The sequence below is a fragment of the Mariniphaga sediminis genome (genome assembly GCF_003573545.1).
Taxonomy (GTDB): domain Bacteria; phylum Bacteroidota; class Bacteroidia; order Bacteroidales; family Prolixibacteraceae; genus Mariniphaga; species Mariniphaga sediminis.
The window spans coordinates 29,962-46,433 of sequence record NZ_QWET01000008.1 but is presented as its reverse complement, the minus strand read 5'-3'; the positions used below and the strand labels follow the sequence as shown (position 1 = coordinate 46,433).

15 protein-coding genes are annotated in these 16,472 nt (G+C 44.5%); 11 read left to right on the top strand and 4 right to left on the bottom strand.

Going from position 1 to position 16,472, the window contains the following annotated elements:
• The first annotated feature begins 62 nt into the window (after positions 1-62).
• Positions 63-935, top strand: a complete 873-nt coding sequence (locus tag D1164_RS12085; protein ID WP_119350246.1) for a M23 family metallopeptidase — start codon at positions 63-65, stop codon at positions 933-935.
• Between the two features lie 57 nt (positions 936-992).
• On the opposite strand, the gene D1164_RS12080 is transcribed toward D1164_RS12085, so the two are convergent.
• Positions 993-2,345 carry a Gfo/Idh/MocA family oxidoreductase gene (locus D1164_RS12080; RefSeq protein WP_119350245.1) on the bottom strand — a complete coding sequence of 451 codons (1,353 nt, stop codon included), beginning with the start codon at positions 2,343-2,345 and terminating at the stop codon, positions 993-995.
• 243 nt (positions 2,346-2,588) lie between these two features.
• Here D1164_RS12080 and D1164_RS12075 point away from each other — a divergent pair, with 243 nt between their 5' ends.
• The 8 genes from D1164_RS12075 to D1164_RS12035 all read left to right on the top strand — a co-directional run bounded on the left by D1164_RS12075 (position 2,589) and on the right by D1164_RS12035 (position 11,072).
• Positions 2,589-4,919 carry an ATP-dependent helicase gene (locus D1164_RS12075; protein WP_206610993.1) on the top strand — a complete coding sequence of 777 codons (2,331 nt, stop codon included), beginning with the start codon at positions 2,589-2,591 and terminating at the stop codon, positions 4,917-4,919.
• Between the two features lie 128 nt (positions 4,920-5,047).
• Positions 5,048-5,635, top strand: coding sequence for a DUF4290 domain-containing protein (locus D1164_RS12070; protein WP_172594436.1), 588 nt, complete (start codon positions 5,048-5,050; stop codon positions 5,633-5,635).
• A 15-nt stretch (positions 5,636-5,650) separates the two neighbouring features.
• Positions 5,651-6,955, top strand: coding sequence for a UDP-N-acetylglucosamine 1-carboxyvinyltransferase (gene murA, locus D1164_RS12065; protein ID WP_119350244.1), 1,305 nt, complete (start codon positions 5,651-5,653; stop codon positions 6,953-6,955).
• A 74-nt stretch (positions 6,956-7,029) separates the two neighbouring features.
• On the top strand, positions 7,030-7,545 hold the full coding sequence (locus D1164_RS12060) for a TlpA family protein disulfide reductase (RefSeq protein WP_119350243.1): 516 nt from the start codon (positions 7,030-7,032) through the stop codon (positions 7,543-7,545).
• A gap of 133 nt (positions 7,546-7,678) precedes the next feature.
• Positions 7,679-8,293: a nucleotide exchange factor GrpE gene (locus D1164_RS12055; RefSeq protein WP_119350242.1), complete on the top strand. Its 615-nt coding sequence runs from the start codon at positions 7,679-7,681 to the stop codon at positions 8,291-8,293.
• Positions 8,294-8,310: 17 nt separating this feature from the next.
• Positions 8,311-9,468 (top strand): molecular chaperone DnaJ, encoded by a 1,158-nt coding sequence (dnaJ, locus tag D1164_RS12050; protein WP_119350241.1) that lies wholly within the window; start codon positions 8,311-8,313, stop codon positions 9,466-9,468.
• A gap of 17 nt (positions 9,469-9,485) precedes the next feature.
• Positions 9,486-10,115 (top strand): Crp/Fnr family transcriptional regulator, encoded by a 630-nt coding sequence (locus D1164_RS12045; RefSeq protein ID WP_119350240.1) that lies wholly within the window; start codon positions 9,486-9,488, stop codon positions 10,113-10,115.
• A gap of 312 nt (positions 10,116-10,427) precedes the next feature.
• Positions 10,428-11,072 carry a YkgJ family cysteine cluster protein gene (locus D1164_RS12035; protein WP_119350238.1) on the top strand — a complete coding sequence of 215 codons (645 nt, stop codon included), beginning with the start codon at positions 10,428-10,430 and terminating at the stop codon, positions 11,070-11,072.
• Between the two features lie 33 nt (positions 11,073-11,105).
• On the opposite strand, the gene D1164_RS12030 is transcribed toward D1164_RS12035, so the two are convergent.
• Positions 11,106-11,528, bottom strand: a complete 423-nt coding sequence (locus tag D1164_RS12030; RefSeq protein ID WP_119350237.1) for an acyl-CoA thioesterase — start codon at positions 11,526-11,528, stop codon at positions 11,106-11,108.
• 341 nt (positions 11,529-11,869) lie between these two features.
• Between D1164_RS12030 and D1164_RS12025 the strand changes: the two genes are divergently transcribed.
• On the top strand, positions 11,870-12,658 hold the full coding sequence (locus D1164_RS12025) for a Mut7-C RNAse domain-containing protein (protein ID WP_119350236.1): 789 nt from the start codon (positions 11,870-11,872) through the stop codon (positions 12,656-12,658).
• A 32-nt stretch (positions 12,659-12,690) separates the two neighbouring features.
• Positions 12,691-12,906, top strand: a complete 216-nt coding sequence (locus D1164_RS12020) for a DUF2905 domain-containing protein (RefSeq protein WP_119350235.1) — start codon at positions 12,691-12,693, stop codon at positions 12,904-12,906.
• Between the two features lie 27 nt (positions 12,907-12,933).
• On the opposite strand, the gene D1164_RS12015 is transcribed toward D1164_RS12020, so the two are convergent.
• Positions 12,934-13,383 (bottom strand): cold-shock protein, encoded by a 450-nt coding sequence (locus tag D1164_RS12015; protein ID WP_119350234.1) that lies wholly within the window; start codon positions 13,381-13,383, stop codon positions 12,934-12,936.
• A 156-nt stretch (positions 13,384-13,539) separates the two neighbouring features.
• Positions 13,540-16,455 carry an FAD-binding and (Fe-S)-binding domain-containing protein gene (locus D1164_RS12010; protein ID WP_119350233.1) on the bottom strand — a complete coding sequence of 972 codons (2,916 nt, stop codon included), beginning with the start codon at positions 16,453-16,455 and terminating at the stop codon, positions 13,540-13,542.
• Positions 16,456-16,472: the final 17 nt, after the last annotated feature.

Sequence of the window (16,472 nt, the reverse complement as noted above, 5' to 3'; positions counted from 1 at the left end):
GTTCTGAAGTTTTGTTTCATACCTTTGTCATTACAAATGATTGAATTTTCTAAAACAGCAACATGAGCAGGATCGTTTTATTTTTTGTGTTTCTTTTCATCTTTTCCGCAACAAAAGCCCAGTTAGCGGAAGTGCAGGCTAATTACAACAGCGTGGGAGACGTGGACTTTGTTGCGTATAACAATACCCTCGCCCCGCTTTTTTTAAATGTGGATTTTGCCGATTTGGAAAATACTACTTTTAATGAACCCCTGCCTTACATTAAGTTGCTTGAGCCGGGATTCAATACGCTGTTTACTTTGCAGCGTCACCCCGAAGCCGAAGTGCCCCGGTTTAACTACCAGATAAAAACGTTTCGCTCAAATCCTATGTCGCTTGCCGATCTCGATTTTCCCTACCTGATTCCTTTGGCTCCGGGAGAAACCGTTTCGGTTTTTGATGTGAAAAGCCTGGCCGGTTTTTGGGGATCAGAAGAGCCGGAGTCGTGGAACGCTGTTGGATTTAAAGCAAGGCCGGGACAGCCGGTTTTTGCGGGTCGTAATGGAATTGTAGTGGAAATTGTTGGCAAAGAACGTTCCGGTGATCCGAAAATCTGGTATCATACCTGGAATAATTCGGTGACGCTGCTTCAGCCGGACGGAACCTTGATTTGTTACCGCAATGTGGTGGATAACAACAAAAAATTAAAAGTAGGGGAGAAAGTATTTGCGGGACAACCACTCGGTGTGGTGGCTCCGCAAACTACCGGGCTTATTTTACTGATTTTTCAGCATAGCCTGGATTCGGATAAACTACGCTTTGTTATTCCTCAGTTTGTAACCGGCGAAAATGAAACGGGATTGTTGCTTTCATCGCAAAAATATTCGGTGGCTCACCCGGAAGAAATCAGGGGCTTGGAAATGTCGAACCGGGAAAAAAGAAAGTATCTGAAATAGAAAAGATGACATCCTGCTTCAAAAAAACAGGGATGTCATCTTTTAAAAGGGGAACGGTTACCAGACTTCTTCTCCGTATTCCCAGTCTTTGCTAACCGGTTCTTTAATGTATTTTTCTATTCCTTCGTGGTTCGTTACCCTCATATTTTCGGCATCATATTCAATGCGCGTGTTCAGGCGCTGTGCCAGCACTCCAAGCAACGACATTTCTGTAAGTTCAGTCGCATAATCGAAGTTGGAACCCGGAAGCGGACCGTTGCCTTTGATGGCATCGAGAAATTCCTTTTGCGGGCCGCCTTCAATGCGCGGAATGGTTGCTTCAGGCATTTCATTGGCTACCCAATCATCCCATTCGGCTTTCGGCATTGTCAGTTGGGCATTGTTAGGCCTTCCACCGGTAATAATATTTTGTTTTTCTCCAATCATTATCATCCCGGACCCGGGCATTTCATCTATTTTCCAGTCGGGTCTTTTTTCTGGTTGCAGGCCGCCTTCGTACCACTTCATGGTTACCGGAGGCCGGTTCCCTCTGGCCGGAAATTCAAACTGAATAATGGAGCGGTCGGGCATAAAACCTTCGGGCGCACCAGAATGAGACAGCGCTTCGGTGGCTACTGGCATTCCCAGCTCCAGCGACCAAAATGGCGCATCAAGCGTGTGGCAGGCCCAGTCGCCCAGCTCGGCGTTACCGAAATCGTAAAAACCACGCCATGACTTGGGATGGTACACATGGTTATACGGACGTTTGGCAGCCGGCCCCAGCCATAAATCCCAATCAAACCCGGCAGGAATTGGCTCCGCAACAGGCGGAAACTGAGTTGGTTTGGTGAAGTATTTTCCTTCGCCAAAATCGGGGCCGTCAAACCAGGCTATAACTTCTTTTACTTCCCCGATAACACCGGCATCTACCCACTCTTTTACCCGGCGAATGCCGTCGGTGGTGTGTCCCTGGTTGCCCATTTGCGTGATGACATTATAATGGTGGGCTGCCTTTTTAAGGGTTCGGAGTTGCCAAATATTATGCGCCAGGGGTTTTTCCACATATACATGCTTCCCGAGTTGCATGGCGGCCATGGCAGCGGCAAAGTGGGTATGGTCGGGAGTGGAAACAAGCACCGCGTCTATTTCATTGCCCATTTCGTCGAACATTTTCCGGAAGTCTTTAAATCGACGGGCAGCGGGAATAGCATTAAACCCTTCGCTGGCGCGGTTTTCGTCTACGTCGCACAAGGCCACGATGTTTTCTTTCAGGCACTCGCTCCAGTTGGCTTTACCCCTGCCGCCAACGCCAATAACTGCGATGTTGATTTTTTGAGCCGGGGCACAACTGATTAAATTGGGAATAAAGGCTGCTCCGGTTGAGATAACAGAAGCGTGTTTCAAAAAAACTCTTCTTGAAATTGAACTCATATTTATTAAATATTAGATGGTTTAGAATAGCAAAAATAAGACGAAAGATTTGTTCTGTCAAATTGACTTGTGAAAAATTTGTGCGAAAAGAATCAATTTCAGGAATTGATTCTCCCCCGAAGAGTTTATTTTTGCAAATGAATATAGTGTTTTCATTTGCCGCAGATTTTTTCTGATTGATAGTGAAAAGTATTATCCAACATTCGCACATGCGGATTTATTTTTATTTTGAAATTGATTTGAATGATTTTCGATTACCTGAAAGATTTAAATAAAGCACAGCAGGAAGCCGTTGTTACCACTGAGGGGCCTGCACTGATTATTGCCGGCGCCGGTTCGGGAAAAACCAGGGTGCTGACTTACCGTATTTCTCATTTGTTAAAGCAGGGCGCGCGCCCTTCCTCTATTCTGGCGCTTACTTTTACCAACAAAGCGGCAAAGGAAATGAAAGAGCGAATTGCGGCAGTTGTGGGTGAAAATACAGCCCGCTACCTTTGGATGGGAACATTTCATTCCGTATTCGCCCGTATGCTGCGTACCGAGCATGAAGTTATCGGGTTCCCTTCCAATTTTACCATTTTTGACTCGTCCGACAGCAAAAGTCTTATCAAAACAATCATAAAAGGGTTTCAGCTCGACGATAAAGTTTACAAGCCCAACACAGTGGCATCCCGGATTTCGATGGCCAAAAATAACCTGCTTACCCCTTCAGCCTATGCTGAAAATTCTGAAATCAGGCTGGCGGATAAATCCATGCGTATGCCGGCAGTTTCTGAGATTTATAAAGAATATGTGAAACGTTGTCGTCTTTCAGGAGCAATGGATTTCGACGATTTATTGCTGAAAACGAACCTGCTTTTTCGCGATCATCCGGAAGTGCTGGAAAAATACCAGCAACGTTTCGATTATATTTTGGTAGACGAGTACCAGGATACCAACTTTGCGCAGTACCTCATTATTAAAAAATTGGCCGCGCAGCATAAGAATATCTGTGTGGTGGGAGATGATGCACAAAGTATTTACTCTTTCCGCGGGGCGCGTATCGAAAATATTCTCAATTTCCAGTCGGATTACCCGAACCATAAAATTTTTAAGCTGGAACAAAATTACCGATCTACCCAAACGATTGTAAATGCTGCCAACAGTATTATTGCCAAAAACAAGCGGCAAATTCCCAAAACCGTTTTTTCGGAGAATGCGCCGGGCAATTCCATAAAAGTAATTTCTGCGCTTACCGACAATGAAGAAGGATTCCTGGTAGCGCAGGAGATTGCTGAAACCCAGTTGCGCGATCATTATAAGAACCTGGATTATGCCATTTTGTACCGTACCAATGCGCAATCGAGGATTTTTGAGGAAGCATTGCGAAAAAGAAATATCCCGTACAAAATATATGGCGGACTCAGCTTTTACCAGCGAAAGGAGATTAAGGACATTCTGGCTTATTTCCGGTTGGTTATTAACCACTGGGACAATGAAGCGCTGAAGCGTATTATTAATTATCCGGCGCGGGGAATCGGGCAATCAACGCTTGCCAAACTGGAAACTGCTGCCGTAAATGCCGAAACCTCCATATGGAAAGTGGTTACGGCTCTTCCGGATGCCAATCCGGCGAATCTCAATAAAGGTACAGTAACCAAACTGATGAAATTTGCCACGCTTATTCAGGAGTTTGCCCGGATTGTGGTTGAAAAAGATGCCTGGGAAGCAGCAAAATCCATTGCCGAAGTGACAGGTATTTTGAAAGAATTGCACAGCGATAAATCGCCGGAGGGCTTGAGTCGCCATGAAAATATTCAGGAGTTGTTAAACGGTATCCAGGAATTTAGTATCAGTGCCATTGAAGAGGGGCGCGAAGCAAAGCTGGAGAACTTTCTGGAAGATGTGGCCTTGCTTACCGATCAGGATAACGAAAAGGATGAAGATCGCGACAAGGTGACACTGATGACTGTTCATTCAGCTAAAGGATTGGAGTTTAAGAATGTGTTTGTGGTAGGACTGGAAGAAAATCTGTTTCCCTCGGCGCAGTCTGAGGAGAAAAAATCTCCGGAAGCGCTGGAAGAGGAACGGCGGTTATTTTACGTGGCCCTTACCCGCGCCAAAGAGAATGCCTGGTTTAGTTATGCCAACCAGCGCTACCGTTGGGGAAACCTCGAATTTTGTTCTCCCAGCCGCTTTTTACTGGAAATGGATGAAAAGTTTTTGAATGGATTGGAAGGAACAAGCAGGGCTTCTCAGGCTCGCGGACAGGGGGATTTACCCACAGGTTACCGGGCCCGTACTCTGACAAGCAAACAACCCGGGACTCCTGTGCAAAAGCCCTGGCGACCGGATGCTTTCCGTAAGAGAATGGAAAGCCAGGTTACAGGGGCGAATGGAAAAGGTGCCGCTTTTGAAGGAGACGATCCGGCAAAAATTATTCAGGGAATGGTGGTGGAACATCAGCGTTTTGGCACAGGGAAAGTTCTGAAAGTGGAAGGTGTCCCTCCCAACAGGAAGGCGACTGTATTTTTTCAAAATGCAGGACAGAAACAGTTGTTGCTTAAGTTTGCCAAACTGAAAATCAAAGGTTAAGAGATACGGCAAAACAAAAGTGAAAAATTGTGTATTGCAAAGAAATCATTAGTTTTGCAGATGGATATTGAATTAATCCCCTTATTTTTATCTGTAAATTAAATAGTTGTAAATAATTCATTCAATTCATGGACTACAATACAAATAGAAAAAAACTCCCCATGCCAGAGTATGGCAGGAATATTCAAAATATGGTGAACCACCTGTTTACTATTGAGGACAGGGAAAAACGCAACCGGTCTGCGCAAGCGGTTATTGACGTGATGGGAAACCTTTATCCTTACCTGCGCGATGTAGCTGAATACAAACATAAACTTTGGGATCACCTGGCGATTATGTCCGATTTTAAGCTTGAAATTGATTATCCTTATGCGCCGCCATCCCCTGATATTCTGACAGAGAAACCCCATAGGGTTCCTTACAATCAGAATAATATAAAATTAAGACATTACGGGTTGATCACCGAGAAGCTCATCGAGACAGCCATTGGTATGGAAGGGGAAAAACAACAAATTTTGATAGAGCAGATAGCCAACCAAATGAAGAAGCTTTACCTCTCCTGGAACAAAGATTCGGTAGAGGATGAAAAGATATTTATCGACTTGGAAGAATTATCCGGGAACCGGTTGAAGGTGCCGAGGGATTTGCAGCTTACTGATGTTAAGATACCCACAGTCGGAGGAGGACAAGGAAAGAAGAAGAAAAAAAAGAAATAACCTACACCACTCCAAATGGCTACTTTTCTTGTTGAAGGCGGCAATCCATTAAAAGGGACATTGAACCCTCAGGGGGCAAAGAATGAAGCTTTGGAAGTGATTTGCGCCACCCTCTTAACCAACGAGGATGTTATTATCGAAAACATCCCTGAGATCAGTGATGTATTGCAGTTGATGGAAATATTCAAAGGATTGGGGGTAGAAGTGGAGCGGCTCCGAAAAGGAGTTTACCGTTTTAATGCCGGCTCGGTTGACGTTGATTATCTGAAAACGGAGTTGTATGCCAAACAGGCTGCCAGCCTGCGTGGTTCGGTTATGATTATCGGGCCGCTGCTTGCCCGGTTTGGACAGGGGTTTATTCCCCAGCCCGGCGGAGATAAGATTGGCCGGCGGCGGATTGACACGCACTTTACCGGGCTGCAAAAACTGGGCGCTTCTTTTCTTTTCGATGCCCAAAATCACTGGTATTCAGTGAAGGCGTCTAAATTAAGAGGAGCCTACATGTTGCTTGACGAGGCATCTGTAACCGGAACAGCAAATATTGTAATGGCCGCTGTTTTGGCGGAAGGTGTCACTACCATTTATAATGCAGCATGTGAACCTTATGTGCAGCAATTGTGTAAAATGCTTGTTTCTATGGGCGCCAGGATTTCAGGAATTGGTTCCAACCTGCTCTCGGTAGAGGGAGTGAGTTCGCTTAAAGGTTGTTCGCACCGCATTCTTCCTGATATGATTGAAGTGGGTAGTTTTATTGGGCTTGCTGCAATGACAGCATCCGAAATTACCATAAAGGACGTAGGCATCGAACATTTGGGAATTATTCCTGAATCTTTCAGACGGCTTGGAATTAAGGTGGAACAACAGGCCGACGATTTGGTTGTAAAGGATACCGAACATTATGAAATTGAGAATTACATTGACGGTTCCATTATGACCATTTCAGATGCTCCTTGGCCGGGTCTTACTCCCGACCTGTTGAGCGTTTTTCTGGTAGTGGCAACCCAGGCAAAAGGAAGTGTGCTGATTCATCAGAAAATGTTTGAAAGCCGCCTCTTCTTTGTTGATAAACTGATTGATATGGGAGCGCAGATTATTTTATGCGATCCGCATCGTGCAACTGTAATCGGGCTCAACCGGGAACATGTACTGCGAGGTACCAAAATGACTTCGCCCGATATCCGGGCCGGAATTGCACTGCTTATTGCGGCGTTATCAGCTAAAGGGAAAAGTGCCATAGACAACATTGACCAGATTGACCGTGGGTACGAGAATATAGAAACCCGGCTAAACCAGATAGGAGCGAAAATTACACGTATCTAAACCTTCGTGGCAGTAAATCGTTATTTTTTTGGAGTTTATATTATTTTTATCCGTTCAATAAAAAGGAAATAGTAATGAAGAAAGTAATTTTTCTTGTGGTGTTGATGACCGGAATTTCGGTTTCTTTAATAGCCCAGACAGTGCTGGGAACAAAAGTGGGAAACAAAGCGCCTGAGTTAGTGGGAAAATCGGTTGATGGGGAAACAATAAAACTTTCAGACACGAAAGGACAACTTGTCCTGCTCGACTTCTGGGCGTCATGGTGCGGACCCTGTCGGCGGGAAAATCCGGTTGTCGTGCAAGCTTACAAGAAATATAAAGATAAAGAATTTGCCAACGGAAAAGGTTTCACGGTTTTTAGTGTATCGCTCGATCGTACGGAAGGGGCCTGGAAAAAAGGCATTGCAGATGACAAACTTGGATGGCCTTACCATATCAGCGATTTGAAAGGTTGGTACTCGAAACATGCTGCCGTTTATGGGGTTCGGGGCATTCCGGCCAATTTTTTAATTGATGGCGATGGAATAATTGTCGCCAGTCAGTTACGTGGTCCTGCCCTCGAAGAGACACTTAAGAAGCTGGCAAAATAACGGCGCAGCCTCATTTCTTCCATAAATTTATGGCACAAATTGACATTCTTGTTCTTTAAGGGTGTCAATTTGTCTTTTATATTTGCATGGCAAATTTTTTGATAAATCGAATTGCAGTTTAAATGAACAGGACATGACAGAAAAAGCTATGAATAGTAATAACAACAATCCAAAAGAAGAAGCAGTGAAAGAAACTGCCGAAACACAAGGCCCCAACGGTAACGGGAAGACAGAAAAGGAGGAGGTTTCAGAAAAAAAAGGGGAGAAGAAAAAGAAGGAAAAAAAAGATAAAAAGGAGACCAAAATAGCAGAATTGGAAACCAAGCTGGAGGAATTGTCAGACAAACATTTGCGTTTGCAGGCAGAGTTCGACAATTTTCGCCGGCGTACCCTTAAGGAAAAGGCCGATCTAATCAAATCGGGGGGCGAATCGGTGTTAACGGGCATCCTGCCTGTAATAGACGATTTTGAACGAGCCATTGAATCCTTGAAGGATATTTCGAATGATGATGCTGGTAAACAGGGAACAATACTTATTTACACTAAATTCAAGGAGTTTCTGAAACTGAATAATGTAAAGGAAATAGATGCGCTGCATCAGGATTTTGACGTAGATCATCACGAGGCAATAACAAAAATACCTGCGCCGGAGAAAAAGTTCAAAGGTAAGGTAGTGGATGTTATTCAAAAGGGATACATCCTAAACGATAAGGTTATCCGCTATGCCAAGGTAGTGGTGGGAGAATAAAACAGAGAAAGACAAAAATGGCAAAAAGAGATTATTACGAAGTACTGGGAGTAAGTAAAAATGCTTCAGCAGAGGAGATAAAAAAGGCCTACCGTAAAAAGGCAATACAATATCACCCGGATAAAAATCCGGGCGATAAGGAAGCCGAAGAAAAGTTTAAGGAGGCGGCAGAAGCTTACGAGGTGCTTCGTGATCCCAATAAAAAACAGCGTTACGACCAGTTTGGCCATGCCGGAATGGGTGGCGCTGCCGGAGGCGGGGGATTTAGTGGGTTCTCCGATATTGAGGATATATTCTCAGCCTTTGGTGATATTTTCGGCGGACACTTTGGTGGATTTGGCGGTTTTGGAAGCAGTCGTTCCTATGGTGGCGGAGGACGCCGTGTTGCCCGGGGATCCGATTTGCGGGTGAAAGTGAGGCTTACGCTAAGTGAGATCGCTAATGGTGTTGAGAAAAAAATAAAGGTAAAAAAGTACGTTGAGTGTCAGCACTGCAACGGTACAGGAGCCAAAGATGCATCAGCTTATTCAACCTGTTCCACCTGCCGTGGTTCTGGACGGGTTACACGGGTAGCCAACACCCTGCTGGGGCAAATGCAAACAACCTCTGCCTGCCCGACTTGTCAGGGAGAGGGGAAAATTATAACCGACAAATGTACCCATTGTGCGGGTGAAGGAGTAACGCGCGATGAGGAAATAATTCCGATAAAAATACCTGCAGGAGTGGGTGAGGGGATGCAACTGAACGTTACAGGAAAGGGGAATGCAGCCCGTCGTGGCGGTATTAGCGGCGACTTGCTGGTAGTGATTACCGAAGAAGATCATCCGGAACTTGTGCGCGACGGGAATAACCTGATTTACAACCTCTTTTTGTCGTTCCCGGAAATTACACTGGGAACCACGGCTGAAATTCCAACTGTTGAGAGCAAAGTAAAAGTAAAAATAGAGGCGGGGACCCAACCTGAGAAAATCCTGCGTTTACGAGGCAAAGGACTTCCTGATGTAAACGGTTACGGACGGGGCGACTTGCTTGTTCGTATTCATGTTTGGATACCCAAAAAGTTAACGCCCGAAGAGAAAAAAATGCTGGAGAAATTGCTCGATTCCCCCGGTTTTCAGGAAGGCCCTTCTTCTTCCGAGAAAACCTTTTTTGAAAAAATGAAGGATATGTTTTAACCTGATGTAATCCTGTCGTGGATGAAATAACAAAACTGTACCATTTTCTTGAAAAAGAATTACTGGAAGAAATCCGGCAGAGCGGGGTACGAAAGGTTTTTTCTCACGGTGAAGCACTTATTCGTGAAGGTCAGTTTATTTCGAGTTTTCCATTGGTAGTCCGGGGTCTAATCCGGATTTCTCGTACCAATGAGGAGGGGAATGAATTGTTGCTATATTATCTGAAGGAAAATGAAGTGTGTGCCATGTCGCTTACCTGCTGTATGGCTCATTTGAAAAGTAATGTAATGGCTGTTGCAGAAGAGGAGACCGAAGCGATAATGCTTCCGGTTGGCCTGCTCGATAAGTGGATGTACGAATACCCTGCATGGCGGCAATTTGTGATGCAGACCTTCCAGTCACGCTTTCGGGAGTTAATTGAAACCATTGACTCCATTGCCTTTTTGAAACTCGATGAACGGTTGGTGAAATATTTCATTGACCGTTTTCAAAAGTCGGGAAATACAACATTCTCAGGAACCCATCAGGAACTTGCACTTCAATTAAATACTTCACGCGAGGTGATTTCGCGATTGCTGAAAAAGCTCGAAAAAGACGGGAAAATTGAACTCTCCCGAAATTTTATCGATTATTCCGGACTTGTGTGACTTTTATTACAGACAGACCCTGAACTTTCCCTTTTATTTGTACCAGATTATACAATTAAGGAATTCATAACTATTGCTTCATAATTTTTTGGGTTATAAGATCGGTTAGTAGTTGAAGGTTGTTGAGCCGGGATCCGCAAGGGGCCCGGCTTTGTTTTTTTACCCTGAGGGTACGAACCTCATTTAGCGTTTGGATTCTAATCAAAAGAGTATACCACATTTTCCCCCTTTTTATAATTTGCATTTTGTTTTTCCTTACATTCGTTATGTTGTTATGCGTTGCGTTTAATCTTTCATTCAAATCACTGTTACATGAATTTTGACCCAAAAGATCTGGAAAAGCGTTTTTATTCCGATGGCTACCAACTGGCAATGAAAGCTGTGGAGGCCGGTTTGTCCGGGGAAACGCTTTTGTCGTCTGTAAAGGAAATGCATCAATTGGTAGATGAGGTGATGGAATATTTTTCAGATTTTGCCAAAAAGCAAAACCGTGCGCCGGCATGCCGGAAAGGCTGTTCGTGGTGCTGCCATCAACCGGTTTTTGCTCTTTCCTACGAAATGGATGTGCTAAACGATTTTATTGAAAAGAATTTTGATAATGCTACCCGGGAGCAAATAGCAAAGCGGGCAACAGAAAAGAATACCAAACTGAAGGGGTTACAGGGCGATGCGCTTTTAAACTCCAAATTTCCCTGCCCCTTGCTCGAAAACGGGGCATGCATGGCTTATGCTGCCCGTCCTGTTGCTTGCCGGATTTATCTTTCCACCAGTGTGGCTTCGTGTCAGAAGTTTTTTAGCGAACCCGAAAACGAGGAAGCTGTTCCAGCCCTGCTTCAGTTTCCCATGCGTATAGGACGCCTGATAAACGAAGGGTTCAAAGCCGCCCTAAAAACTGCCGGGGTGAAAGTAGAGGAAATGCGAATTGAAGAGGGGGCAGGGACTTTCAGAAGTTCCTGATGTACATGGGACGCCTGTAATCCCGGATTTCTTTTATCCTTCTTCCAACACAATCCCTGCCTGCCTGAATTTATCTTCCAAAGCTTCCGGAGAAACCGGACGTCCGTTTCGTGTTAGAACGGCAGTGATACGGGCCGCTACCATCAACTTTTCATCTTCTTTTCGAATGACTTCCTGTTTAAAAATAATTCTCAGCCGGCCCTGTTTGGCCATTTTTAACTGAACAAAAAACGCATCACCTGGCCGTAAAGGGAATTTGTAATCCAGTTCGGCGCGGACAACCACAGCATCCGTTCCTTCTTCGTGCAATTGAGCAAAACTAAGTCCTACGTCCGTCAAAAATTTATGCCGACAGTGTTCCAGATAATTCTGATACACTGAATTGTTTACAATCCCCTGGATGTCGCATTCATAATCACGCACGTCCAGTTCAATCTGAAAATCAAAGTCTTTCATATTTTATGCTACTGTAAAATTGAGTATTTCCTATCTTCCGAGTGTTCTTCCGACCTCTTTCCGGTTTTGTGTCACTGCTTTTTCTTGTATGCACTTCATGTATTTTTTTTATTGAAACTTTTACTTAAAGTAAAATAAATGAAGTCATCTGCATCTGTTTTTATCAGCAGAAAAATAAGTGAGTTTGCTCCATAATTCTTCGCATTTAATACAAAGATATATAAATCTGTTTTACTTCAGTTATCTTTTTGTCCGTTCAAAACATCCTGAATTCCCTTTCAGTTTGAAATAGCAAAGATCATTTTGTTATCTTTCGTAATTATTTCAGAATTTGTAAGAGAATGGATAAGGGTAACTCGGAACGAACAGGAATCAATCATTCTCCGGTCATTCGGAAAGCAAATTTCCGTTTTTACGAAGAACTGAACGACCATTTGCCCAAAGCCTGGAGAAAGCAGGTATTTGCCTTCCCTTTTAAGGGGAAGCCTTCTGTTAAAAATGCAATTCAGGACATCGGTGTGCCACACGGTGAAGTAGATTTAATTTTGGTAAACGGTGAACCGGTGGGATTTGATTACCAGTTGCAGGGAGGAGAAGAAGTATCGGTTTACCCGGAGTTTGAGGCGCTGGATATTTCCCCGATTGTCCGTTTGCGCTCCAAGCCTTTACGCGAAACCCGTTTTGTGGTAGATGTTAATCTCGGGAAACTGGCACAGAAACTGAGGTTGCTGGGATTTGACACTCTTTTTCGTAATGATTTTGAAGATGATGAAATTATTGAAATCTCGCTGCGCGAAAAGCGTATTGTCCTTACCCGGGACAAAGGCATTCTGAAACAAAATGCTGTAACCCATGGTTACTGGTTGCGTAACGACGATCCTAAAAAGCAACTGAAAGAAATAATTGCCCGGCTGCAACTCCAAAAAGGTTTTCGTCCATTTTCGCGTTGTGCCAATTGTAACGGGTTATTGAGGGAGGTGGAGAAGACTGAGCTCCAACACCTGCTCTCTTCGGATACACTCCAATTTTATGATGAATTTTGGAAGTGTGCCGGTTGCAGCAAAATTTATTGGGAGGGCTCACACTTCAAACACATTCTTCGTTGGGTTGAGGAATTACAGAATGAATAGTTTTTTGTACGAACAAAAAGTTTAATATAGAAATGGCACGTTGGTTTATTATGGCCGGACTGGTTCTAATTGTAGTTGGTATTCTTATTTACCTGGCTCCCTGGTTGTTTAACTGGTTCGGGAAATTGCCGGGCGATATTCGTATAGAAAAGGAAAACAGTAAGGTGTTTATTCCCATCACCTCCATGATTTTAATTAGTGTTGTTCTCACCATTCTGATAAACGTCATCCGGTTTTTCGGAAAGTAGGTTTGTTTGCCTGTCTGGTAAAAAGATCTAGCGCACCACTTTTACCTGCACAGCCACCAGTCCTTTCTGCCCTTTTTCCACTTCAAAGCTTACCTGGTTGCCTTCGCGGATTTCTTCCAGGGTATTGTTGACGTGGACAAATATACTTTCCTTGGTTAGTTGATCGGTAATGAACCCAAACCCTTTGGACGAATTAAAATAAGTGACGGTCCCCTTGTGAATAGGATCTACCTCCAGATTTGGCCCTCTCGGAACACTAACCTGGATATCTTCAACATTAATATCTTCTTTGCTTTTGGGATCAGGTGGTGTGTCTGTGATGTTACCATGTTCATCAACATAAGCAATCATATCGTCAAGACTATTGCTTTTTTGATTTTCCTTCCTGGCCAACCTTTTTTTCTCTTTTTCTTTCCGTTTTTTTTCTTTTTTATTTCTGACTTCTTTTTTGAAAAATGATTCCTGCGATCTACTCATTTAATTTTTCCCTGTTAATTTATTTGTTAATGATACATTTATTTGCTGTACCAACAAAGATATGCTTTTTTTCGGGATGCTAAAGGCCGAGATGGGTTTTTCAACTGTTATTCAAAACTTTTCGGGTTACATTTAACGCTCATATCTTGCTATTTGTCATTTTATTGCCTCGTATATAACTTCCACCGGATGTTGTGCCTGCTTCCCGGTTCCATCTTTTATTTGATGGCGGCAGGAGGTTCCGGGAGCACAAATGATAACTCTCTCTTCCGCCTCACGTACCGCAGGGAATAACACCATTTCTCCTATTTTTATGGATAATTCGTAATGCTCTTTTTCATAGCCAAAAGAGCCTGCCATGCCGCAACATCCGGAAGGGATTTCTTTAACCGTATAGTTCTTCGGTAATGAAAGCATTTTTTTTGTAGGGTCGGTGCTGGCAACTGCTTTTTGCTGGCAGTGCCCGTGCAGCAGGATTTGTTTTTCTTCTGAAGTGAATTGTTCCGGTGTGATGTTCCCTTTTTCTATCTCTGCCGAAATAAATTCCTCAAAAAGCAATGCATTTTGTCCCAGCTTTTCAGCTTCTGACTGTAATCCTTTATCTACCAGTTCGGGATATTCGTCTCGAAAAGCCAGAATGGCCGATGGTTCGATGCCGACAAGCGGAGTTTTTTCAGATACAATATCTTTCAGAAGCTGAACATTTTCAGTGGCAATTTTTTGGGAAGTACGCACCAGGCCTTTCGACAGGAAAGTTCGCCCGCTCTCTTTGTGGGTTGGAATTTTTACTTCGTACCCCAGTTTGGTGAGCAGGAGGATTGCCTTAATGCCGATATCGCTTTCATTGTAGTTGGTAAACTCGTCGTTAAACAGGTAAACCTTTCCTTTGGAAGGTGTTTCCGGCAGAGGGATACCATTTCCTGTGCGGCGTTTTAACGTAATCTTTGAGAGGGAAGGAAGGTTTCTTTGCGGGGCAATCCCAATTGTTTTTTTCAAAAGGGTGGTGCGCATCATAAAATTGGAAAGCGGGCGCAGCGGCATAGCCAACCGGTTGAGGCGCGGCAGGTAAGCTACCAGCTTCGAGCGGAGAGGAATCCCGTGAATGTCGTAGTAATGTTGCAGGAACTCGGCTTTTAGCTTCGCCATATCCACATTGGAAGGACATTCGGCTTTGCATGCTTTGCAAGAGATGCACAAGTCGAGAATGTCATAAATTTCCCGGTGGTCAAACGGGTTTTCCTTTTCATTGGAATAGAGAAATTCGCGCAGGATGTTGGCGCGTCCACGGGTGGTTTTATCTTCGTCACGGGTAGCCATAAAAGTAGGGCACATCGTACCCCCGATAGCCTCGCTTTTGCGGCAGTCTCCCGATCCATTGCACTTTTCAATACTGCGGAAGTACCCGCGGTACCTTGAAAAATCGAAAACTGTATCGTATTCCGGGGTGGTTTTTCCCGGAATCACACGCAGGTTTTCAATAATGGAAGGAGTGTCTGTTATTTTCCCCGGGTTCAGGATGTTTTCCGGGTCCCACGCTTTTTTCAAACTTTTGAGCAGCCCGTAGTTGTGTTCGCCGAGCATGTAGGGTATAAATTTACCACGCACACGTCCGTCGCCGTGTTCACCGCTCATGGAACCACGGTGTTTTTTTACCAGTGTTGCCACTTCGTTCATGAGTTGGTCAAACAATTTTACATCGGCAGGGTCTTTAAAATTGATGAGTGGGCGGAAGTGGATCTCCCCGGTAGCAATGTGGGCGTAGTAAACACTGGTAAGCCCCAGTTTTTTCAATACCTTTTTGATGTCGGCCACATACGCGGGCAGGTACTCCGGCGCCACAGCCGTATCTTCAATGCCAGGTACGCCTTTCCGATCGCCGGGGATGTTGGCAAGCAATCCCAGTCCGGCAGTACGCAACGCCCAAACCTTTTTGATGTTTGCTGCGCCGGTTACCAACGGATAATGATAGCCCAGTCCTGCCGTCCGAAAATCGTTTTCCAGCGCCGCTGCTTTTGCTTTCAGTTCCTCCTCTGTTTCACAGGCAAATTCAATCATCAATAGGGCGCCGGGTTCGCCTTTTACAAAAAAGCGGTTTTTACGCTGTTCAATGTTTTCCTTTGTGCATTGCAGAATAATGTCGTCCATTAGCTCAATGGCTCCGGGGCCATGCTTCAGTGCAATTAAATTGCCCTCCAGCGATTCCTCCAGTGTTTTAAAATGGGCACAAACCAGTCCTTTGTGTTTGGGCGGGAGCGGAAGCAGGTTCAGCTTAATCCGGTGCGAGAATGCCAGGGTTCCTTCCGAACCGGCCAGGAGTTTGCAGAAATTGAACGGCTCACCCCCCGGGGTAAATATTTCTGAATTCAGGAGTGAATCTATCGCGTAACCCATGTTACGGCGCGTGAGTTTCGGATCCGGAAATTTTTCGCGGATTTCTTTTTGATTGCCGGGGTTAGAAAGAATATCGAAAATATTTTGATAAATGGCCTTCTCCAGCTGATTGGGGTTTCCATTTAGCTTATGCTGGAATTCTTCTTGTGTTAGCTGCCTGAATGTGGCTTCGGAACCATCGGAAAGAATGGCATCCACTTCAAGAATGTGTTCACGTACACTTCCGTAAATCAAGGAATGCAACCCGCAGGAGTTATTTCCGAGCATTCCTCCAATCACACAACGGTTTGCCGTGGATGTTTCCGGTCCGAACAGTAACCCGTGAGGTTCCAGTGTTTGGTTCAGTTCGGCCAAAACCACACCCGGCTCTACAACCACATATTTTTCTTCCGTATTCAGTTCGAGGATTTTGTTCATGTATTTGGACAGGTCTGCCACGATACCTGATCCCACTACCTGGCCTGCCAGCGAAGTACCGCCTCCGCGCGGAATTACCGAGGTTCCGTTTTCACGGGCAAAGGCAATAATTTTTTGGATATCTTCCCTGTTTTTGGGACGAGCAACCGCCATAGGCAGTTCTTTATATTGCGATGCATCGGTAGAATAAAGTACCCGCTGTACATTGTCCGTAAATAAGTCACCGTGTAGTTGGGATTTGAGAAGGTCAAAATCAGGTTGCATAATGTTTATTTTAAAGG

Bases quoted from the DNA above. Each gene is read 5' to 3' on its own strand.
- D1164_RS12085 (WP_119350246.1), top strand. From the start codon at position 63: ATGAGCAGGATCGTTTTATTTTTTGTGTTTCTTTTCATCTTTTCCGCA.
- D1164_RS12080 (WP_119350245.1), bottom strand. From the start codon at position 2,345: ATGAGTTCAATTTCAAGAAGAGTTTTTTTGAAACACGCTTCTGTTATC.
- D1164_RS12075 (WP_206610993.1), top strand. From the start codon at position 2,589: ATGATTTTCGATTACCTGAAAGATTTAAATAAAGCACAGCAGGAAGCC.
- D1164_RS12070 (WP_172594436.1), top strand. From the start codon at position 5,048: ATGGACTACAATACAAATAGAAAAAAACTCCCCATGCCAGAGTATGGC.
- murA (WP_119350244.1), top strand. From the start codon at position 5,651: ATGGCTACTTTTCTTGTTGAAGGCGGCAATCCATTAAAAGGGACATTG.
- D1164_RS12060 (WP_119350243.1), top strand. From the start codon at position 7,030: ATGAAGAAAGTAATTTTTCTTGTGGTGTTGATGACCGGAATTTCGGTT.
- D1164_RS12055 (WP_119350242.1), top strand. From the start codon at position 7,679: ATGACAGAAAAAGCTATGAATAGTAATAACAACAATCCAAAAGAAGAA.
- dnaJ (WP_119350241.1), top strand. From the start codon at position 8,311: ATGGCAAAAAGAGATTATTACGAAGTACTGGGAGTAAGTAAAAATGCT.
- D1164_RS12035 (WP_119350238.1), top strand. From the start codon at position 10,428: ATGAATTTTGACCCAAAAGATCTGGAAAAGCGTTTTTATTCCGATGGC.
- D1164_RS12030 (WP_119350237.1), bottom strand. From the start codon at position 11,528: ATGAAAGACTTTGATTTTCAGATTGAACTGGACGTGCGTGATTATGAA.
- D1164_RS12025 (WP_119350236.1), top strand. From the start codon at position 11,870: ATGGATAAGGGTAACTCGGAACGAACAGGAATCAATCATTCTCCGGTC.
- D1164_RS12020 (WP_119350235.1), top strand. From the start codon at position 12,691: ATGGCACGTTGGTTTATTATGGCCGGACTGGTTCTAATTGTAGTTGGT.
- D1164_RS12015 (WP_119350234.1), bottom strand. From the start codon at position 13,383: ATGAGTAGATCGCAGGAATCATTTTTCAAAAAAGAAGTCAGAAATAAA.
- D1164_RS12010 (WP_119350233.1), bottom strand. From the start codon at position 16,455: ATGCAACCTGATTTTGACCTTCTCAAATCCCAACTACACGGTGACTTA.